The sequence below is a fragment of the Aeromonas sp. R10-2 genome, assembly GCF_040908445.1.
GTDB lineage: Bacteria > Pseudomonadota > Gammaproteobacteria > Enterobacterales > Aeromonadaceae > Aeromonas > Aeromonas veronii.
The window spans coordinates 1-18,532 of the sequence record NZ_JBFODS010000048.1; the positions used below are offsets into that span (position 1 = coordinate 1).

At 61.4% G+C, this 18,532-nt stretch carries 14 protein-coding genes and 2 tRNA genes; 7 read left to right on the forward strand and 9 right to left on the reverse strand.

Translation table 11 applies throughout. The features are described 5' to 3' along the window. Positions 1–159: 159 nt before the first annotated feature. Positions 160–236 (reverse strand) — tRNA-Met (locus AB5Y97_RS11015). A gap of 94 nt (positions 237–330) precedes the next feature. Further along, positions 331–407: transfer RNA gene (locus tag AB5Y97_RS11020), tRNA-Met, on the reverse strand. Between the two features lie 196 nt (positions 408–603). Between AB5Y97_RS11020 and glgX the strand changes: the two genes are divergently transcribed. Beyond that, positions 604–2,667 (forward strand): glycogen debranching protein GlgX, encoded by a 2,064-nt coding sequence (glgX, locus tag AB5Y97_RS11025; protein WP_058058466.1) that lies wholly within the window; start codon positions 604–606, stop codon positions 2,665–2,667. Between the two features lie 94 nt (positions 2,668–2,761). Here the strand turns inward: glgX and AB5Y97_RS11030 are convergent, their stop codons facing one another. The 3 genes from AB5Y97_RS11030 to AB5Y97_RS11040 all read right to left on the reverse strand — a co-directional run bounded on the left by AB5Y97_RS11030 (position 2,762) and on the right by AB5Y97_RS11040 (position 6,444). Next, positions 2,762–3,481: a hypothetical protein gene (locus AB5Y97_RS11030; protein ID WP_043824037.1), complete on the reverse strand. Its 720-nt coding sequence runs from the start codon at positions 3,479–3,481 to the stop codon at positions 2,762–2,764. Positions 3,482–3,665: 184 nt separating this feature from the next. Next, complete coding sequence (locus tag AB5Y97_RS11035; protein WP_005333463.1) at positions 3,666–5,303, reverse strand: ATP-dependent endonuclease; 1,638 nt, start codon at positions 5,301–5,303, stop codon at positions 3,666–3,668. A 262-nt stretch (positions 5,304–5,565) separates the two neighbouring features. After that, positions 5,566–6,444, reverse strand: a complete 879-nt coding sequence (locus AB5Y97_RS11040) for a helix-turn-helix domain-containing protein (RefSeq protein WP_201946834.1) — start codon at positions 6,442–6,444, stop codon at positions 5,566–5,568. A gap of 168 nt (positions 6,445–6,612) precedes the next feature. Between AB5Y97_RS11040 and AB5Y97_RS11045 the strand changes: the two genes are divergently transcribed. Continuing rightward, positions 6,613–7,530 (forward strand): DMT family transporter, encoded by a 918-nt coding sequence (locus tag AB5Y97_RS11045; protein WP_139440619.1) that lies wholly within the window; start codon positions 6,613–6,615, stop codon positions 7,528–7,530. A gap of 69 nt (positions 7,531–7,599) precedes the next feature. Next, positions 7,600–8,466, forward strand: a complete 867-nt coding sequence (locus tag AB5Y97_RS11050) for a LysR family transcriptional regulator (protein ID WP_201946836.1) — start codon at positions 7,600–7,602, stop codon at positions 8,464–8,466. Positions 8,467–8,542: 76 nt separating this feature from the next. On the opposite strand, the gene AB5Y97_RS11055 is transcribed toward AB5Y97_RS11050, so the two are convergent. The 4 genes from AB5Y97_RS11055 to AB5Y97_RS11070 all read right to left on the reverse strand — a co-directional run bounded on the left by AB5Y97_RS11055 (position 8,543) and on the right by AB5Y97_RS11070 (position 13,438). Then, positions 8,543–9,319, reverse strand: a complete 777-nt coding sequence (locus tag AB5Y97_RS11055) for a TSUP family transporter (protein WP_201946837.1) — start codon at positions 9,317–9,319, stop codon at positions 8,543–8,545. Between the two features lie 177 nt (positions 9,320–9,496). Further along, positions 9,497–10,252, reverse strand: a complete 756-nt coding sequence (locus AB5Y97_RS11060; RefSeq protein ID WP_123173177.1) for a tRNA-uridine aminocarboxypropyltransferase — start codon at positions 10,250–10,252, stop codon at positions 9,497–9,499. A gap of 174 nt (positions 10,253–10,426) precedes the next feature. Beyond that, the gene (locus tag AB5Y97_RS11065; protein ID WP_042055876.1) at positions 10,427–11,638 is read right to left on the reverse strand and encodes an ROK family protein; all 1,212 of its coding nucleotides are present in this window, start codon (positions 11,636–11,638) and stop codon (positions 10,427–10,429) included. Positions 11,639–11,770: 132 nt separating this feature from the next. Continuing rightward, positions 11,771–13,438 (reverse strand): methyl-accepting chemotaxis protein, encoded by a 1,668-nt coding sequence (locus tag AB5Y97_RS11070; RefSeq protein WP_368157887.1) that lies wholly within the window; start codon positions 13,436–13,438, stop codon positions 11,771–11,773. A gap of 123 nt (positions 13,439–13,561) precedes the next feature. Between AB5Y97_RS11070 and AB5Y97_RS11075 the strand changes: the two genes are divergently transcribed. The 4 genes from AB5Y97_RS11075 (at position 13,562) to glpC (ending at position 18,442) form a co-directional block, all read left to right on the forward strand. Next, positions 13,562–14,017 (forward strand): YchJ family protein, encoded by a 456-nt coding sequence (locus tag AB5Y97_RS11075; protein WP_201946842.1) that lies wholly within the window; start codon positions 13,562–13,564, stop codon positions 14,015–14,017. 242 nt (positions 14,018–14,259) lie between these two features. Then, positions 14,260–15,933 carry an anaerobic glycerol-3-phosphate dehydrogenase subunit A gene (gene glpA, locus AB5Y97_RS11080; protein ID WP_043824090.1) on the forward strand — a complete coding sequence of 558 codons (1,674 nt, stop codon included), beginning with the start codon at positions 14,260–14,262 and terminating at the stop codon, positions 15,931–15,933. After that, on the forward strand, positions 15,923–17,188 hold the full coding sequence (glpB, locus tag AB5Y97_RS11085) for a glycerol-3-phosphate dehydrogenase subunit GlpB (protein ID WP_201946844.1): 1,266 nt from the start codon (positions 15,923–15,925) through the stop codon (positions 17,186–17,188). The genes glpA and glpB overlap by 11 nt, the downstream gene beginning before the upstream one ends. A 51-nt stretch (positions 17,189–17,239) precedes the next feature. After that, a complete protein-coding gene (gene glpC / locus AB5Y97_RS11090; protein ID WP_201946846.1) occupies positions 17,240–18,442 on the forward strand; it encodes an anaerobic glycerol-3-phosphate dehydrogenase subunit GlpC in 1,203 nt (400 codons plus the stop codon). Positions 18,443–18,532 lie beyond the last annotated feature (90 nt).

Consider the following 18,532-nt stretch of genomic DNA (forward strand, 5'->3'; position numbering starts at 1 on the left):
CGGGGGCCGGATTTGAACCGACGACCTTCGGGTTATGAGCCCGACGAGCTACCGAGCTGCTCCACCCCGCGTCCGAATTGTCACCCTCAAGCCGAACAGTAGCTTGGTGGCGTTTGCCTGCTTTCGACTGTTTACACAATCGCAAGCTGACGAAAGAGTTGGTTGCGGGGGCCGGATTTGAACCGACGACCTTCGGGTTATGAGCCCGACGAGCTACCGAGCTGCTCCACCCCGCGTCCGAATTTTTCTCGAAGTGGCCGAGCAGTAGCCAGTTCGATTTCTCCTTTTCCACCAACCGGTTATACCGGTTTGACGGGTCAGGATCTCAGATGGTTGCGGGGGCCAGATTTGAACTGACGACCTTCGGGTTATGAGCCCGACGAGCTACCGGGCTGCTCCACCCCGCGTCTGAGGTCGCCAATAATAGGCGCCAGCGCACAGATTGCAAGTAAATATCTCAAAAAAAGTTTATTCGTAGATTAATCGGACAAATAGTGCGGTCATTAGCAGCATCATGCTGTTTTTTCAGGCAATCGAGTCCTTGCCAGGCATCCGGCACTACACTCAATAAGGTGAACACTCCTCATTTTGGGTAGGTAGAATATGCGCATCTCCGCCGGTCACTGCCGTCAGTTGGGGGCCACACCCGACAGTAACGGCGTCAACTTCGCGATCTGGGCACGCCTCGCCAGCCGGGTCGAACTGCTGCTCTTCGCAAGCGCAGACGATGCGACCCCCGAGGTGATCCCCCTCTCCCCGCGCCTCAACCGCACCGCCTACTACTGGCATATCCATGTGGAGGGGATCTCGGTCGGGCAACGTTACGCCTATCGCATTCAGGGCCCGTGGCGCCCATATGGCGGGACCCGCTTCGATGCCGAGAAGGTGTTGCTCGACCCTTACGGCCGCAGCATCGAGCTTGGCGCCAATTACGATCGATGGGCGGCGGCCCGTCCAGGCAGCAATCTGGCTTGTTGCGCCAAGAACAAGGTGGTCGATACTCGCCACTACGACTGGGAAGGAGACAAACTGCCCGCTCACTCCCTCTCCCGCTCGGTGATCTACGAACTGCATCTGGGGGGCTTTACCAAGTCCCCGAGCTCCGGAGTCGATCCGGCGCTGCGTGGCACCTATCTCGGGCTGATAGAGAAGATCCCCTATCTGCAATCTCTCGGCGTCACCGCCGTCGAGCTGCTGCCGGTGTTCCAGTTCGATCCTCAGGATGCGCCCAAAGGACTCTCCAACTACTGGGGTTACAGCCCCATGTCCTTTTTCGCCCCCCACGCCCAATACGCCTGCGGCGATGATCCGCTGACCGAATTTCGCGACATGGTCAAGGCGCTGCACAAGGCCAATATCGAGGTGATCCTGGACGTGGTTTACAACCACACCGCCGAGGGGGGTGATGATGGCCCCACTTTCTCGTTTCGCGGCATCGACAACGAGGCCTACTACATCCTCGACAACAACCAGAAGGACACCAACTATTCGGGCTGCGGCAACACCTTCAACGGCGCCCATCCGGTGGTGCTGCGGATGATCATGGACAGCCTCCACTTCTGGCGTCAGGAGATGCACGTCGATGGCTTTCGGTTTGATCTGGCCGCCATTCTGTCGCGGGATGAATCGGGTCAGCCGCAGGCCAATGCGCCTACCTTGCGCACCATAGATACCGACCCCAACATCGCCGACATCAAGCTGATTGCCGAAGCCTGGGATGCGGGGGGACTCTATCAGGTGGGGTCACTGGCCGGCGCCCGCTGGCGTGAGTGGAACGGCCAGTTCCGGGATGATGTGCGCCGCTTTCTGCGCGGGGATGACAACAGCGTCACCGCCTTTGTCGAGCGGCTCTGCGGCAGCCCCGACATCTACCACTACCACCACGCCGATCCCGAGAAAAGCATCAACTTCGTTACCTGCCACGACGGTTTTACCCTGTGGGACTGGGCCAGTTACAACAGCAAGCACAACGAGGCCAACGGGGAGGAGAACCGTGACGGCTGCGATCACAACTTCAGTTGGAACCACGGCCACGAAGGGGTGACGGAAGATCCTCAGATCAACGCCCTGCGGATGCGTCAGGCCAAAAACATGATGGTGGCGACCCTGCTCTCGGTGGGCTCCCCCATGCTGCTGATGGGGGATGAGCTGCTGCGCACCCAGCGGGGTAACAACAACGGCTACTGTCAGGACAATGCCACCTGCTGGATGAACTGGCTGCCCAATGCCCGCAGTCAGGAGATGTTCCGCTTTATGAAGGAGCTGATCCAGTACCGCAAACACCTGTTCCAGCGCCCGGAGCAGGAGAGCATGCCGCTGTCGCTCACCGAGATCCTGCGCCACAGCGAGATCTGCTGGCACGGGGTCAACGCCGGGCAACCGGATTTCAGCCCCCACTCCCACGCCATCGCCATGTCAGCGCTGTCGAGCGAAACCAAGCTGGCGCTCTATGTGCTGTTCAACGCCTACTGGGAACCCCTCACCTTTAACCTACCGAGCCCCCCCAAGGGGGTCGGCGGCTACTGGCGGCGGATCCTCGATACCGCCCTCCCCTCGCCGCAAGATATCTGCACCTTCGGCATGCCGCTGGAGGGATTGACCCGGGAGTATCTCGCCCAGCCGCGCAGCAGTTGCCTCTTTATCTGCGGGGCCGACGATTTCTATTGATCGATTGCTGTGAATTGATAGCAGCGATACCTGCAAGCCAGATATGCAAAAGCCCCGAGCCAAGGCTCGGGGCTTTCTCTTTTCAGAGCAAGTATCAGATCAGCTGGTGCAACACACTGGTAGCGGCAATCTGGGCGATCAGCAGGCCACACAGGGAGGTGGAGACCACCACTGGCGCGGTATCACGCTGCAAATAGAGCGGGCTGAACCAGAGCAGCAGAGAGGCCACCAGCAGCGCTGCCTGGGTCACCACCGCCGGGATCAGGGTATCGAGATTGGCCTCCCCCCCTTGCCAGCCCACCAGCACTGCCAGCCAGACAAGGCTGGCCATCGCCCCCACCAGACCGGCCAGCGGCAACAGGGTATTGAATGCCTTGAGACGATGACGGGCCCGCAGCAGCATCAAGTGGGCAAAGGCCGCCCCCAGCATAGCCATCTGCAGCAGACCGCTCACCCAGCCCTGCAGTTGCAGCAGCCCGATGCCATAGAGAGCGAGCGGCAACGCCGGTAGCCAGAGCAGTGTCGAGGGGACTGAACGCTTGCCCTCCAGCCGTGACTGGGCCAGTGACAAGCCGACTCCGAGCACCAGTGCGCCCCCACCACTCCAGATGAGCCAGCTGGCCGCCTTGGCCTCTACCGCCAGCATCAGGGAGAGCGCGGTAATGACCCAGATGGAGAAGAGCTGCTGACTGATGCGCGAGCGCTGGCCAGGGCAGATATCACCGCGCCACAGCACGATGCCGAGGGCGATCAGGGCGCCAAGCGCCATCAATCCGGTGAGAGGAAAGAGCCAAAAAGGGAGTTGGACGAACACGACGCCTCCAGCAGTAAAGATTCGAGGTGCGCCACCGGGGCGCCAGAGAGGGGCGAGTATACCCAAACCGGCGGCTATCCCCAATCGCGGGCAAACAATCCGGGGCAATTTGCGCCAGCAGGGCCCACCTTGAAGGGTGCCCTGCTGGCAGCCATGTCCATAGTGACGGGATGCGGCGCTGGTTTTAGCCCTGACCACGGGCTAGCGCCACCACCCGGGCAAACATCTGGCGGATCACCGGCGGAATATGCTCGGCGCCGAGCCGCTCCGCCTCTTCCACCACCGCCAGCGCCATTCCCGGCTTGCTGCGGTGATGGATCGCCTTGTTGATGATGTGACTGGCGCTCCACATGGCGCGCCCGCCCACCCCGGCCTCGCGACGAAACACAGCTTCAAAACCGTTGTGATAGAGGTAGTGCTCGATGTCGGCGGCAGGGAGCTGGGTCAGTCGGTCCCGCTCCCGCTCGCCCTTGAGCTGGCCCCGGGCCGAGGTGGCATACTTGAGCCCCGCCTCGTCGCCATCGGTCAGCAGGTGCCACTCGATGCCAAAATCCCGCGCCACCTTGATGAGCGGCGACTGGCCGCACTGGGCAAACTCGATGATCCGCACCCCTTCGGCCCGCAGACTGTAACCGCAGATCTGCGCCAACTCGGAGAGCAGCCAGATCTCGGTCTCCCCCTCCACCAGCAGCCAGCAGCGGGCAAACAGCGACATGGGGCGGTTGATCCGCACGTGGAAGGCGATCTTGCGCAGATCGTCGCTGCTGTAACGCTCCCCCCCCAGCTGGTGACAGAGGATATCCTGTTGACGGCGCACCAACCGCCGCACCTGATTGAGAGGCAGGGAGGAGAGCAAATCCCCCGAGTTGGTGGTGAGCAGCTTCTGGCCCGGCAGTTGTTCCAGCAGCCCCCACGCCAGCGCCAGCATGGTCGGGTGCAGCCGGCTCTCCGGGTCCTCCAGGATCATGATGGGACGGGCCCCCTCCTCCAGTTCGCGGTTGCCACGCGCCTGCAACAAGGTAGCCGCCATCCCCGCCATCGCCAACTGCAGCGCACGGTTATCGGCGCGGCGCAGCAGGGTATGCAGGTTGCCAGGATTGCGCAATGTCATGGGGCGATTGATGATGTCGCGCTGACTGCGCGGCTTGTTCTTGATGGGTGCCAGGGCGTTGAAATAGTGATCCATCAGCTGGCGCACCGCCTGCAGCGCCTCTTTGAGCTCCGGCTCGCCGATCCGCTGGGGTTCGTCGATCAGCTTGTCCGCCAGCTCGCTCAGGCGATGCTCGGAGAGATCTCCCCACTGCAATGTCTCCACCCCGTTGCGAGCGGTACGGGCGTCCCGCAGCCGGAACACAGGGTTCATGGTGATGAGCATGCAGACAAGCTCGTGGGTATTGGCGATGGGCAGGCTCTTGCCTACCCCGTCGAGAAAGTCGTGAATGGTGAGCACAGAGCCATCCGCCTGCAGCTCGGCGCTGGCGCGATAGTGAATGCGGTGGAATTTGTCCTTGTGCAGCACCCAGGAGGGGCAAAGACGGGCCAGCCGACGGGAGTGCTGACACATCTGGGGTCTGTGCTCACTGAAGGTGAGCACCAGTTGCAGGTGGCGCGCCGGGGCCAATTCGGGATCTTCCGGTTGGTGAAAATCCTCGGCGGTGAACTGATAGGGCTCGGCATCCTGCCCCAGCAGACACCAGAGGGCGCGCAGCAGGCTCGATTTACCCCAGGTATTCTCGCCGATCAGCACTGTGGTCTGATCCAGCCCGAGCGACAGGCGATTTATACCGCGAAAACCTTTGACTTCAATACGTTCCAGAAACATCCAGCCGTGTCCACATCATTGTGATGGGGCAATAGTGGCAAAGTTACCGGAAAAATCCTATCGCAGGCGGGGCTTTTTCAACGTGAACTGTGAGGCACTGCAGGTTCGGGAGGGGTAACAACAGCGGTGCGATCTTGCGGGGCATTCCAGTGGCTGAACCAGAGATGACGGGTACGGATTTGACGTTTGCGATAATTCAATGGGCATTCCTTTCAATGGATAAGTGGTAGAGAGTACACCTCTTTTGCCTAAAGTCTCAGGGTTATCTGTGACGAGAAGATGACAATTGCGCCCGCCACTGCCCCGGCGTCAAACCAAACGCCTCGCGAAAACGATTGCCGAAATGGGCCTGGGAAGAGAAGCCACACTGACTGGCGATACTGGCCAGCGGCTCGGGGCCAGCCAACAGCTGCTTGGCCCGTTTGAGCCGCAGCCCAAGCAGATAGCGGTGGGGCGGGCAGCCGAGACTCTGGCCGAACATGCGGGCAAAGTGATACTCGCTCAGCCCCGCCTGCTGGGCCAGCTCTGCCAGCGTGACCGAATCGGCCAGATGGGCCTGCAGATATTCCTGCACCCGCTTGATCACCACGGGCGCCAGCCCGCCGCGTAGAGGCGGCAGACCGGGAGCCTCCTCGGTGTGGTGGCGGTAGGCGTGGAGGATCAACATCCAGGCGCCGTGGGAAAGCGCCAGCCGATCGACCCCGTGCTGCCACTGCAGTTGCATCAACTGGCGCTGCACCAGCGAAGCCGCCTGCGGATCGTCGATAAAGGTCTTGTCCACCAGTTGCAGGTGGCGCCCCTCCTTGTTACACACCTCCTCGGCGATACGGGTGAGGTGAGCCGGGGTGAAGTAGAGATGAAAGAAGCGAAACTCTTCGCGCACCAGCCACTCGGATCTATGGTGATCCGGCATGATGCACACCTTGCCGGTGCCACCGTGGCCACCCGGCCCATCGAGTCGCTCGGTCTGCTCGCCTCCTTGCAGATAGACGCTCAGGGTGTGGTGGCCCGGCTTGTGATAGCGGGTCTGGTCATAGCAGTTGCGCCAACTGGCGACGCCAAGCCCGGGTTCGAGCCAGCAGGCGTCCTCCAGCCGGGCGCCGGTGCTGACCAGTGCATCAAATACCCCTGCTGTTTTCATTCGCCCCTGCCGCCTGTTCCGGTGTACATGTTATGCCGCTGCCATCCATCTTACCGACCGCGCCCGCAGATGACAGCGCGTGACGATGAAAAACCGCAAGATGGTGCAATCCAGCCATCAGGGCTCGCCCCATAGTGGGTCATCTCTCCCTGACTCACCGGAACTGTGATGAATCTGATGCTCTATCTTGCCACCGTGCTTATCTGGGGCAGCACCTGGATTGCCATCGCCTGGCAACTTGGCCCCATCCCCATCGAGGTCTCGGTGCTCTATCGCTTCCTGCTGGCAGCGGTTGCGCTGTTTGCCCTGCTCACCGCCAGCGGCCGCTTTCCGCGCCTGCCGTGGCATGGCCAGCGCTATGCGGCGCTGCTCGGTGCCCTGCTCTTTTCCACCAACTTTCTCTGCTTCTACCACGCCACACGCTATATCCCGAGCGGCATGTCGGCGGTGATCTTTGCCAGTGCCAGCATCTTCAACGGCCTCAACCTCTGGCTGTTCGAGCGCAAGCGCCCCACCCTGCGCTGGTTGCAAGGCTCCTTGCTGGGGCTCTTTGGCACCCTGTTACTGTTCTGGCCGGTGCTGGCGGATGCGCAACTGGGTGCAAACGGCTGGAAGGGGCTGCTGCTCGCCTGCGGCGGCACCCTCTGCTTTTCGCTGGGCAATCTGGTCTCGGCCCGGGGCCAGCGCCACGGCTACCACGTACTGCAACTGGTGCCCTGGGGCATGGTTTACGGCGTGGTGCTGTTGCTGGGCTGGGTCACATTGCTCGGCCAGCAACTGATGGTGCCAACCGATGGCCACTATCTGGCGGCCATGGTCTACCTCGCCCTGTTTGGCTCGGTGATCGCCTTTACCGCCTACCTGACGCTGGTGGGGCGCATCGGGGCCAGCAAGGCCTCCTACGCGACCGTGCTCTTTCCGCTGGTGGCGCTTACCCTCTCCACCTTTTACGAAGGTTTTGTCTGGCAGCCGGTATCGGTGGCCGGAGTGGTGATCAGCCTCATCGGCAATCTGGTGATCTTCGCGCCGCCCTTAAGTGAATGGCGCATTCGACCGGCCAAGGCAGCAAACGACCCTTGCTCCTGAACCAGTCAGCCCCTAAGGTAGCGCTGATCAATCTGTGACGATCCTGATGGCGATAAACAAGGGGGCGAGATGTTACTGGAAGGGCTGGAGACGCTGAGCCTGCTGGCAAGTGAAGGAACCATGGCCAAGGTGGCCAGTCGCCTCTATATCAGCCAGTCGGCGGTGAGCAAGCGGATTGCCCAGCTGGAGCAGCGCCTTGGCAAGAAGTTGATCGAGCCGGAGGGGCGCCAGATCCGCCTCACCCCGCAGGCAAAGGAGCTGCTGGAACGAGTGGCCCCGAGCTTGGCCGAAATGAAGGGGGTGCTGGCCGATAGTCAGGATCTGGCGGATCAGAGCCCCCTCCCCATCGCTTGCTCCGAAACCCTGCTGGCCGGTTATCTCGCCCACTTCATGCGCGACTATCTGGAGCGCGATCCCCACCTTGCCCTCTCTACCCACCACACCCCGGTCATTCTGGCGCGGGTGCGCAGCGGTGATGCCCTGCTCGGCATCTGCGCCGGTCGGCTCCCTCCCGGCCATGGCCTCGGCACCGATCTGCTGCTTGAGGAGCCCTTCTATCTGGTGGGCGAGGCGCAGCAGAGCCTGCCACCAGCCAACACAGAAAGCAGGCGCAAGATCCTCACCATGGATCTGGAGAACCCCTCCAATCGCTACCTGCGCGAACCGCTGGCTGATCTGGGGCTGGAGCCCGCCATGGAGCTCGACTCCTATCTGGCGCTCATCGAACTCGCCAAGGCAGGCATTGGCCCGGTACTGCTCCCCGCTGGCCTGCTGGGGTTGGTGGGAGAACAGGGGGAGATGGCCCGCCCACTGCCCGGGCTGGGCCGCCCCCTTCATCTGGTCTACCGACCAAACAGCCTAAAGCGAGAGCGGATCGTACGGCTGGTGAGCGCCCTGCACCAACACTTTCGCCACTGCAGCGACACACCGCGCTAGCGCTGTAAAACACCAGATATGACAACGGGGCCCGAGGGCCCCGTTAACAATTGCGATGCGGCAAGCAAGGCGCACATCAGATCCAGGCAAACAGCTCCGGATACTGGCTCCACACCAGCTTGGCAGACATCAGCAAGGAGACGGTCACCAGCAGCGGCTTGATCAGCTTCACCCCTTTTTTCAGCACCATTTTGGAGCCAAAACGAGCGCCGATAAACTGCCCCAGCGCCATGCAAAAACCGACACTCCACACCACCTTGCCACCAAGCGCAAAGAACAGCAGGGAGGCAATATTCGAGGTGAAGTTGAGCAGCTTGGTATGGGCGGTGGCGCGCGCCATGCCAAAGCCCGCCAGCGCCACGAAACCGATGGCAAAAAACGAACCTGTGCCCGGTCCGAAGAAGCCGTCATAAAAGCCGACACCGCCGCCCACCAGCAGCGCAAACAGCATGGGAGTCAGACGGCGGGAGCTCTCGGCATCGCTTACCCGTGGCGAGAAGTAGAAGTAGCAGGCAAAAGCCATCAGCAGGAAAGGGAGCAGGCGCTCGAGAATGGCGGCGTCTATGGTCTGTACCGCCAGCGTGCCGATGGCCGCACCGATAAAGGTGCAGATCACCGCAGGCCAGATCATCGCCCACTCCAGCAGCCCCTTGCGGGCATAGAACCAGGTGGCGGAGAAGGAGCCAAAGCTGCTCTGCAGCTTGTTGGTGCCGAGCACTAGCGCGGGCGGCATGCCGGTGGCCAGCAGAGCAGGCACCGTCAGCAGACCGCCGCCACCGGCGATGGCATCGATAAAGCCGGCGACAAGCGCCACAACGAACAGGGCAAACAGGGTAACCAGTTCTAATTCCATCCATAGACCTCACTAGAGTGGGTTGCCCGAAGGGTCGAGCAACCGGAGAACACCAAAACGACGTTGTGCGGGGGCACAGGCTGTCCGCTATCCTAGCGGGCCACTGACCATGAATCTAACGAAACAGTGGCAGCCAATTGATTCCTGATTTTCATTGATTTGAGCTCAGAGGGCCCGTTAGCAAGCCGGTGAAGCGACGTTCGCTTCCTTGATGGCCGCCAGCGCCTCACAGAGATGATCCTCATCGGCACCGGGGAAACGGCTGACCCGACCGGCCATGTAGCGGCTGCTGAACAAGTTGAACCAATGCTGTAGTGCCTGCCCCGCCTTGAGCTCCCCCGCCACTTCCAGCACACAGGCCGCCACTTCGGCGGTGCAGAGGTGCTCCTCGCTGTTGGCCACCCGCATGCCATAGGTGGAGAGTGCATCGGGTTTGATGGCGAGCACCGGAAAACCGTCCAGATAGGGGCTCTTGTTGAACATCTTGCGCGCCTCTGGCCAAGTGCCATCGAGCAGGATAAAGAGCGGTTTTTTACCCGGTGCCAGCGTCACCTCGCCGGTCAGGCGGGCAGGCTCCTTCTCGCAAGCGGGAAAGACTACATAGGGCTGCCAGGCGGGATCGGCCAGCAGGGCCAGCAGCTCGGGATGGGGCTGGGTACGTGACCAGAGAAACGCCCAGGTGGTATCCGGCAACACATCGGCGATAAGGCGACCGGTGTTGGAGGGCTTCATCGGCTCGCTGTCATACATCAGCAGGCAAAAACCGGCCTCCGCTTTGAGCTCGGGGCGCCACTCGCAGGCACACCAATCCTCGCGCAGCTGACAGGCCGGACAGCGGGCCAGGGTGCCGCCACGGGCAAGAAACGGTCGGGTAGAGATACTCTTGCGCCAGGCCCGCAGGCGGTTGACGGCGTGATCAGGAACAGGCTTCATCTAGGTTCACAACTGGAGTCAAAACAGGAACGGCAGCGGTGCCAACATGTCACGGCGCCATAGGGCGCGATAACAGGGGGGCTGCCGGAAAAGCGCAAGATTGTACCGAGTTACGCGCTGGCGGAACAGCAATCCCTGCCCCTTTCGCCAAACGCAGTGCCAACCCCTCTTGCCTTACGACTCCTGACAGCTGCGCAGCAGCTCCAGCAACAGGCTGCCATCGCGCAGTGCCTTGTGCACCTGCACCGAAGTGGGCTTGGTGGGATCTTCATAGAAGTGGGTGGATTCAATCTGCAGCCGTACCAGATATTCGGCGGGCAACTGGCTGGCCAGCGACTGGTGCAGCATGGGGAACAGCAGTCGATCGGCGCGGGTGATCTCGCCCCCCAGCAGCAACTTGCCCGGATTGAGCAGGCAGATGAGGTTGGAGAGCACCTTGGAGAGGCGACCCGCCGCTTGATGGAGAATATCCTGACAGAGGCCGTTGCCTGCCAGCGCCAGCTCGCACAGCTCGCGGATGGTGACGCTCTCGGGCAAGTCGTGCTCCTGCATCCGCTCGCGCAGATCCCGGTATTGCGCCTCCAGCGCCTGATTGGTCACTAGCGTGCAGGCACAGCCAAAGCCGCCGCAGTAGCAGCGCTGGCCATAGGGTTCGAGCTGCAGGTGACTGAGGTCCCCAAGCAGCGCATTTTCGCTCTCGATGAGCTGGCCATTGACCACCATGCCGACCCCGATGTCGTTGTGGACAAACACCAGCACCGCATCGGCACAATTCTTGGCGGCCCCCCACTCCCGTTCGGCCTGGATCCAGGTGCGCACGTCACCGCTCACCAGCACAGGTACCGAGAACGCCTGTTGCAGAGTCGGGCCAAGGGGCCAGTTGCGCAGATCGTAGAAAGGGAAGTGCTTGACCATGCCGGAGTGGCGCTCTACCTGACCCGGCAGACAGAGGGCGATGCAGGCCAGACTGAGGGACTTTCTCGGCAAAAACACCTTGATGGCATGCACCAGACTGCCCAGCAGATCGGCGCGCTCCTCCTCGGTAAAGAGGTGGCGCTGGCGGGCCAGCGAACGGCCGGAGAAGTCAAACAGCGCCATATCCACGTAGCCACGGCCAAGACGCATGGAGAGAAACTGGAAGCGGCGCTCGTTGATGCGCAGCAAGGTCTGACGACGGCCGCGCCCCACTGAACTTTCACCACAGGTGACCACCAAACCGCCATCGAGCAGTTCCCTGGTGATCTTGGTGATACTGGCAGGCGAAAGGCCGGTCAGGCGGGAGAGATCGGTGCGCGACAGCTCCTTGTGCTCTTCCAGGCTGGCATAGACCAGGCCGTAGTTGAGCTGCCGGATCAAATCGATACTACCTTTCACGATCTCATTCATAGGGTATGGGGCAAAGGCTGAAAAAAAGAGGCTGGCAATTTTCACACATTATTGGTCAATCCCCAAATAAAGTGCGGCCTGAACCGGGGGTCAGGCCGCATCTTGTGGTTGCCGTCACGGACCATTACAAGATCAATAACGGAATTGCGATACCAGTTTGCGCAATTTGTCGCCGGTACTGGCCAGATCTCGGGTGGTGCTGTTGGATTCCACCGCCGCGCTGGTCAGCTCGCTGACAATCTGCTGAATGGCCACCAGGTTCTTGTTGATCTCCTCCGATACCGCGTGCTGCTCCTCGGCGGCGGTGGCGATCTGGATGTTCATGTCGTTGATGGTACTGACCGCCATCACCATGCTGTCGAGGGAGCTGGCGATATGGCTCGCCTCCTGCACCGTCTCCTGGCTGCGATCCTCGCTCGCCTGCATCACCTCCACCGCCTGCTTCACCCCGCCCTGCAGACGTTGCAGCATCTCGTTGATCTCTTTGGTGCTCTGTTGGGTACGACCGGCCAGCGAACGCACTTCGTCCGCCACCACCGCAAAGCCCCGCCCCTGCTCACCGGCGCGGGCCGCCTCGATGGCGGCGTTCAGCGCCAGCAGGTTGGTCTGTTCGGCAATGCCGCGAATGACCTCCACCACCGAGCCGATCTTGGCGGTCTCTTGCGCCAATTGCTCGATAACGCCGGAGGCGGTATGCACCTCCCCCACCAGCCGGTTGATACTGTTGATGGCTCCGCTCACCACCCCTCGGGCGGCGTCCGATTCACGAGCCGCATCGCTGGTTGCCGTCGCGGCATTGGAGGCACTGGCCGCCACCTCCTGCGCGGTGGAGCTCATTTCGGTCACCGCGGTGACCACCTGATCGGTCTCGCGACTGTGACCCTGCATCTGATGGTCATAGTGCTCGCTCAGATGGTGCAACTTGTCGACCGCGCTAAAGAGGTGGTTGCTGGTCTCGCCCACCTGACTCACCACCGACTGGATCCGCTCGACAAAGCGGTTGAAAGCGCTGGCCAGCTGGCCAATCTCGTCCTGGCTCTGCACCTTGAGGCGCTGGGTCAGATCCCCGTCGCCGTTGGCGATATCGTTCAATGCCAGCACCGCATCCGCCAGCGGCTTGGTGACCCGGTTGCCCACAATAACGGTCGCCGCCAGGGTGATCCCCTGGATCAGCAGGATCACCAGCACACTGCTCTGCAACGAGTCATGCATGTTACTCTCGCGCTCTGCCCGCAAGGCCGCCAGTTCGTTGTCGATATCATCGATATAAAAACCGGTACCAATGGCCCACTGGTATTTGTCCAGCACCAGAGTAAAGGCAAGCTTGGGAGCATCCCGCCCGATGGAGGGCTTGGCCGTCCAGTATTCGGTAAAACCATCACCCTGACGGGCCGACTTGAGGATCTCCTGGATCAGCAACTTGCCCTTGGCATCCTTGTCGTTCCAGCGGTTTTTCCCCTCAAGCTCGGTACGCACCGGCAGCAGTATGGTGTTGCCTTCGAAGTCATAGACAAAAAAGTAGCCGTCACTGCTGTAACGCAGCGGCCTGAGCAACTCTTTGACCTTTTGACGATTTTCCGGTGAATCTGGCAGGGAATACACGGCATCGACGGCGGTTTTGGCCATCATGATGTAACTGCTGAGCAGCGCTTTACGCTCCTTGATGGCATTTTCCCTCGCCACCACCAGATCAGACTCCAGATCGCGCTTGGAGACCATGTAGTTACTGAGATTGACCACCAGGGCCATCAACAGTACGGGGACTGCCCCCAGTAACAGGATTTTCTGCTTTAGCGTCATCTTTCACATCCTTGCAGCTGTTTTTATTGGAATTCCTTGCTTACTCGTCAGTATAGGTGCTGGCAGGGCGAGCCCAGCTTTCGTTACAATTCCCTTAAACAAATCGGCCAGAACGTGAAAATCATGAATCTTTGTCCTTGCGGCTCAACCCTTTCTCTCGAATTGTGCTGTGGCTCACGTCACAGTGGCGCAGTGGCTGACACCCCGGAGCAGCTGATGCGCTCTCGCTACAGCGCTTTTGTGCTCGGTCTGGGGGAGTATCTGGTCCATAGCTGGCACCCGGCCCACCTTGGCGGTCTCACCGCCGAAGAGCTTTCACGCATCGACACCCGCTGGGATGGTCTCGAGATCATCGCCAGCCAGGGCGGCCCGCAGGATGAAACCGGGATGGTGGAGTTCAAAGCCTGGTTTCTGGAAGGGGATGAGCGTCACTGCCTCCATGAGCGTTCCCGCTTCGTGCGTTATCAGGGCCGCTGGGTCTACACCGATGGAGAGCAGGATCCGGCGCCCCTCAAGGCGGGGCGCAACGATCCCTGCCCCTGTGGCAGCGGCAAAAAGCACAAGAAGTGCTGCGGCTGACGCATCACACACCCACCAGACTCGTCAAACAGTGACAAGGGGCATCCGATGCCCCTTTTTTGTGTTTGCCATTTGCCACCAGCCCATTAACCGCTGCGATAACAAGCGTGACAAATGTCACATAATGCTCATTAACGCGCGAGCAAATGAGCGTTTGCGAGCGCAAGTTTGGCCCATATCAAACATTTCCACTCAGAAGTAGGCCACACTGGCCTCATCTGGAAGAGATGAGACGGGCAAAAATGAAAAGAATAACTACACAAGTCGTCATCATAGGCGGCGGTGCCACAGGGGCCGGCATCATGCGCGATTGCGCACTGCGCGGCATCGACTGCATCCTGCTCGAGCGCGATGATATCGCCGCCGGCACCACCGGCCGCAACCACGGCCTGCTCCACTCCGGTGCCCGCTACGCGGTAACGGATCAGGAGTCCGCCCGCGAATGCATCCAGGAAAACCGCATCCTCAAGCGGATCGCCAGCCACTGTGTCGAAGACACGGGCGGCCTCTTCCTCACCCTGCCGGAAGATGACATCAATTTCCAAACCACCTTTATGGATGCCTGCGCCCTGGCCGGTATCGAAACCCGCCAGCTCGATCCTGGTGAAGCCCTGCGCATGGAGCCCAACGCCAACCCGGCGATGATCGGCGCCATCCACGTGCCGGATGGTACGGTCGACCCGTTCCGCCTCGCCGCGGCCAACGTGCTGGACGCCAAAGAGCATGGCGCCCGCATTTTCACCCACTGCAAGGTACTGGGACTCTTGCGCACGCAAGATCGGGTGCACGGGGTCAAGGCCATCAACACCCGCACCGGCGAAGCGTTCGAGGTGGAGTGTCAGGAGGTGATCAACGCCGCTGGCATCTGGGGCCAGCAAATTTGCGAATACGCCGATCTCGGCATCCGCATGTTCCCGGCCAAGGGCTCCCTGCTCATCATGGATTACCGCATCAACCAGTTGGTGCTCAACCGCGCCCGCAAACCGGCGGATGCGGACATTCTGGTGCCGGGCGATACCATCTCCCTCATCGGTACCACCTCCAGTCGCATCGATTACAACAAGATTGACCAGCTCACCGTCGAACCCGAAGAGGTCGAGGTGCTGCTGCGCGAGGGGATCAAGCTCGCTCCCATCATGGCCCGCACCCGTCTGCTGCGCGCCTACGCCGGGGTGCGCCCGCTGGTAGCGGTGGACGGTGACGACACCGGCCGCAACATCAGCCGCGGTATCGTGCTGCTCGATCACGCCGAGCGCGACGGTCTCAAGGGCTTCAACACCATCACCGGCGGCAAGCTGATGACCTACCGCCTGATGGCGGAATGGGCCACCGATCTGCTGGCCAAGAAACTCGGCAACAGCAAGCCTTGCCAGACCGCCGAACTGAGCCTGCCCGGCTCGCGGGATCCGGAAAAGGTCTCCGCTCCCGGTCTCTCGGTGCCGGTCGAAGGCTCCGCCCAGTACCGCCACGGCGAGCGGGTCATCGCCTTCTTCCGTGACAACCCGAAAGCCAACGCCCTGATCTGCGAGTGCGAAATGGTCACCGCGGGCGAAATCGAATACGCCTTGCGCGAGCTGGATGTGGACAACCTCATCGACCTGCGCCGTCGTACCCGCCTTGGCATGGGCCCCTGTCAGGGCGAGCTCTGCGCCTACCGCGCCGCCGGCCTGATGCAGGAGTACGGCAAAGCGGACGGCCGTCAGGCCTGCGTCATGCTGCGCCAGTTCCTGGAGGAGCGTTACAAGGGAACCCGCCCCGTCCTGTGGGGCGATGCCCTGCGCGAGGCCGAGTTCACCTACTGGATCTACGAAGGGCTGTTTGGCCTGGGGGAATGGACGGCGCCGCAGCTGGTTGCCGATACGCCTCGCAGCCCAACCAGCGAGACCACTCACAAGGAGAGCCGTCATGAAGTTTGACAATATCGTTATCGGCGGTGGCATGGCGGGACTCTCGGCTGCCCTGCGGCTGGTGGAGGCAGGCCAGAAGACCCTGCTGATGGCCTCCGGCCAGAGTGCCCTGCACTTCTCCTCCGGCTCGGTCGATCTGCTCGAAAGCGAGGGAGATCCCCGCGCCGCCCTGCCCGCCTTTATGGCTGCCCATCCGGATCACCCCTACAGCAAAGTAGGAATGCAAAATATCGAAGCGAGCCTCGCCGATCTGCAGCGCCACTGCGCCGAGCAGGGGCTGCCGCTGGTGCGCCAAGAGACCAACCACCAGCGCCTGACCCCCATCGGCACCCTCAAGCGCACCTGGCTCTCCCCCGATACCTGTGCCTGCGTCACCGATGCGCCGATCCCGGATGTACTGCTGCTGGCCACCCTCGAGGGCTTTCGCGACTTTCATCCGGCACTGGCGGCCGCCAATCTGGCGACCCATCCGCGTTTTGCCCACTGCCGCATTCTGACCGGAGAGATCCGCCTGCCCCAGCTGGCGGAGTTCAGCCGCAATCCCCACGAGTTTCGCTCAGCCGATATCGCGCGCCTCTGTGACAAACACCATCTGGTGGCGGATCTGGCCCGCGAGATCAGTCGCATGTTACAGGAGAGCGGCGTACCCGGCTGCCGCCATATCGTACTGCCCGCCTGCCTGTCGCTGGGGCTGGTTGGCCCGCGTCTGGCGGAGCTGGAACAGCGTACCGGCTGCACCATCAAGGAGGTGGCAACCATGCCGCCGTCTCTGATCGGAATGAGAATGCAGGAGGCGCTCAAGCGCCGCTTTATGGCCCTTGGCGGCACCTTCCTCACCAGCGAGCGGGTGCTGGGCGCCCGCTACGAAGGTGACCGGGTAGTCGGCGTACATACCCAGAATGGCGATGATCAGCTGTTCGAGGCAGACAACTTCGTGCTTGCCTCCGGCAGCTTCTTCAGCCGCGGGCTGGAATCCCGTCTGCGCGGCATTCGCGAACCCATCTTCGATGCCGATGTGCTGAGTCTGGAAGAGCGTGACGCCTGGGCCGGTCGCCGCCTGTTCGACCATCACCCTTTCATGGGCTTCGGGGTCAAGACCGACGACAAGCTGCGGGTACTGCGCGGTGGCAAGCCGCTGACCAACCTCTATGGTGCGGGCAGTGTCTTGGCCCATTACGACCCAATTCGTGAAGGTTCCGGCTCCGGCGTTGCCGTTGCCACCGGCTGGCAGGCTGCCGGCCATATTCTGGGCGCGGCCCAATGATTACTACGTCCCATATCCCGTGTCTTCATCATCGCCGGGAGGAGAACTGACATGCTACTGGATCACGCCAACCAAACTTTCGATCAGTGCATCAAATGCACCGTCTGTACCGCCTACTGCCCGGTGGCCAAGGCCAACCCCGCCTACCCCGGCCCGAAACAGGCGGGCCCGGATGGGGAGCGGCTGCGCATCAAGAGCCCGGAGCTGTTTGACAGCGCCCTCAAGCACTGCACCAACTGCAAACGCTGTGAAGTGGCCTGCCCGAGCGGGGTGCGCATCGGCGACATCATCGCCAAGGCCAAACACCAGTACAGCGGCTTCAAACCGGGGATCCGCGAGTTCGTCCTCTCCCACACCGATCTGATGGGCAGCATGTCTACCCTGATGGCCCCGGTGGTCAACTTCACCACCGGCCTCAAGCCAATGAAAATGGTGCTGGACAAGGCGCTGGGGGTCTCCTCCCACCGCGATCTGCCCAAATACTCCCAGGGCACCTTCCGCGGCTGGTACAAAAAGCAGAAGGCGACCCAGGCTAGTTATGAGCGCCAAATCGCCTACTTCCACGGCTGCTACGTCAACTACAACCACCCGCAGCTCGGTAAGGAGCTGGTGCAGGTGCTCAACGCCATGAACATAGGTGTACAGTTGCTTGAGCGGGAGAAGTGCTGCGGCGTACCGCTCATTGCCAACGGCTTCATGGACAAGGCCAAGCAACAGGCGGCCTTCAATATCAAGCAGATGGAGAACTCCCTGCTGGGTAACGAGATGCCGCTGCTGGCCACCTCCTCCACCTGCGGCTTTACCCTGCGGGACGAATACCCCCACCTGCTGGAGCAGGACAACCACAAGGTGCGGGATCGCATCTCGCTGGTGACCCGCTTCCTGTGGAACGAGTTCTACAAGGGCAACAAACCGGCGATGAAGCCGCTCAATCTGCACATCGCCTACCACACCCCCTGCCACATGGAAAAAATGGGGGGCGTCATCTACACCCTCGAATTGCTGCGCGCCATTCCCGGAGTCAAGGTGACGGTGCTGGAGTCCCAGTGCTGCGGCATCGCCGGCACCTACGGCTTCAAGTCCGAAAACTACCAGACCAGCCAGACCATCGGCGAGGGGCTGTTTGATCAAATCAACCGCCTCTCCCCCGATCTGGTGATCACCGACTGCGAAACCTGCAAATGGCAGATCGAGATGAGCACCAGCTTCCGCTGTGAACATCCGATCCACCTGCTGGCCCAGGCGCTGGCCTGAATCCCCCGGCCCTTGCGGCCGCATAAAAACAATCCACGCAGAGATAAACAAAGAGCCGGCAATTGCCGGCTCTTCTTTTTTACGCTTCAC

What these genes read in the sequence shown, in the direction of transcription:
- glgX (WP_058058466.1), top strand. Translation starts at nt 604, where the DNA reads ATGCGCATCTCCGCCGGTCACTGCCGTCAGTTGGGGGCCACACCCGAC.
- AB5Y97_RS11035 (WP_005333463.1), bottom strand. Translation starts at nt 5,303, where the DNA reads ATGTTTCTGGAACGTATTGAAGTCAAAGGTTTTCGCGGTATAAATCGC.
- AB5Y97_RS11040 (WP_201946834.1), bottom strand. Translation starts at nt 6,444, where the DNA reads ATGAAAACAGCAGGGGTATTTGATGCACTGGTCAGCACCGGCGCCCGG.
- AB5Y97_RS11045 (WP_139440619.1), top strand. Translation starts at nt 6,613, where the DNA reads ATGAATCTGATGCTCTATCTTGCCACCGTGCTTATCTGGGGCAGCACC.
- AB5Y97_RS11050 (WP_201946836.1), top strand. Translation starts at nt 7,600, where the DNA reads ATGTTACTGGAAGGGCTGGAGACGCTGAGCCTGCTGGCAAGTGAAGGA.
- AB5Y97_RS11055 (WP_201946837.1), bottom strand. Translation starts at nt 9,319, where the DNA reads ATGGAATTAGAACTGGTTACCCTGTTTGCCCTGTTCGTTGTGGCGCTT.
- AB5Y97_RS11060 (WP_123173177.1), bottom strand. Translation starts at nt 10,252, where the DNA reads ATGAAGCCTGTTCCTGATCACGCCGTCAACCGCCTGCGGGCCTGGCGC.
- AB5Y97_RS11065 (WP_042055876.1), bottom strand. Translation starts at nt 11,638, where the DNA reads ATGAATGAGATCGTGAAAGGTAGTATCGATTTGATCCGGCAGCTCAAC.
- AB5Y97_RS11070 (WP_368157887.1), bottom strand. Translation starts at nt 13,438, where the DNA reads ATGACGCTAAAGCAGAAAATCCTGTTACTGGGGGCAGTCCCCGTACTG.
- AB5Y97_RS11075 (WP_201946842.1), top strand. Translation starts at nt 13,562, where the DNA reads ATGAATCTTTGTCCTTGCGGCTCAACCCTTTCTCTCGAATTGTGCTGT.
- glpA (WP_043824090.1), top strand. Translation starts at nt 14,260, where the DNA reads ATGAAAAGAATAACTACACAAGTCGTCATCATAGGCGGCGGTGCCACA.
- glpB (WP_201946844.1), top strand. Translation starts at nt 15,923, where the DNA reads ATGAAGTTTGACAATATCGTTATCGGCGGTGGCATGGCGGGACTCTCG.
- glpC (WP_201946846.1), top strand. Translation starts at nt 17,240, where the DNA reads ATGCTACTGGATCACGCCAACCAAACTTTCGATCAGTGCATCAAATGC.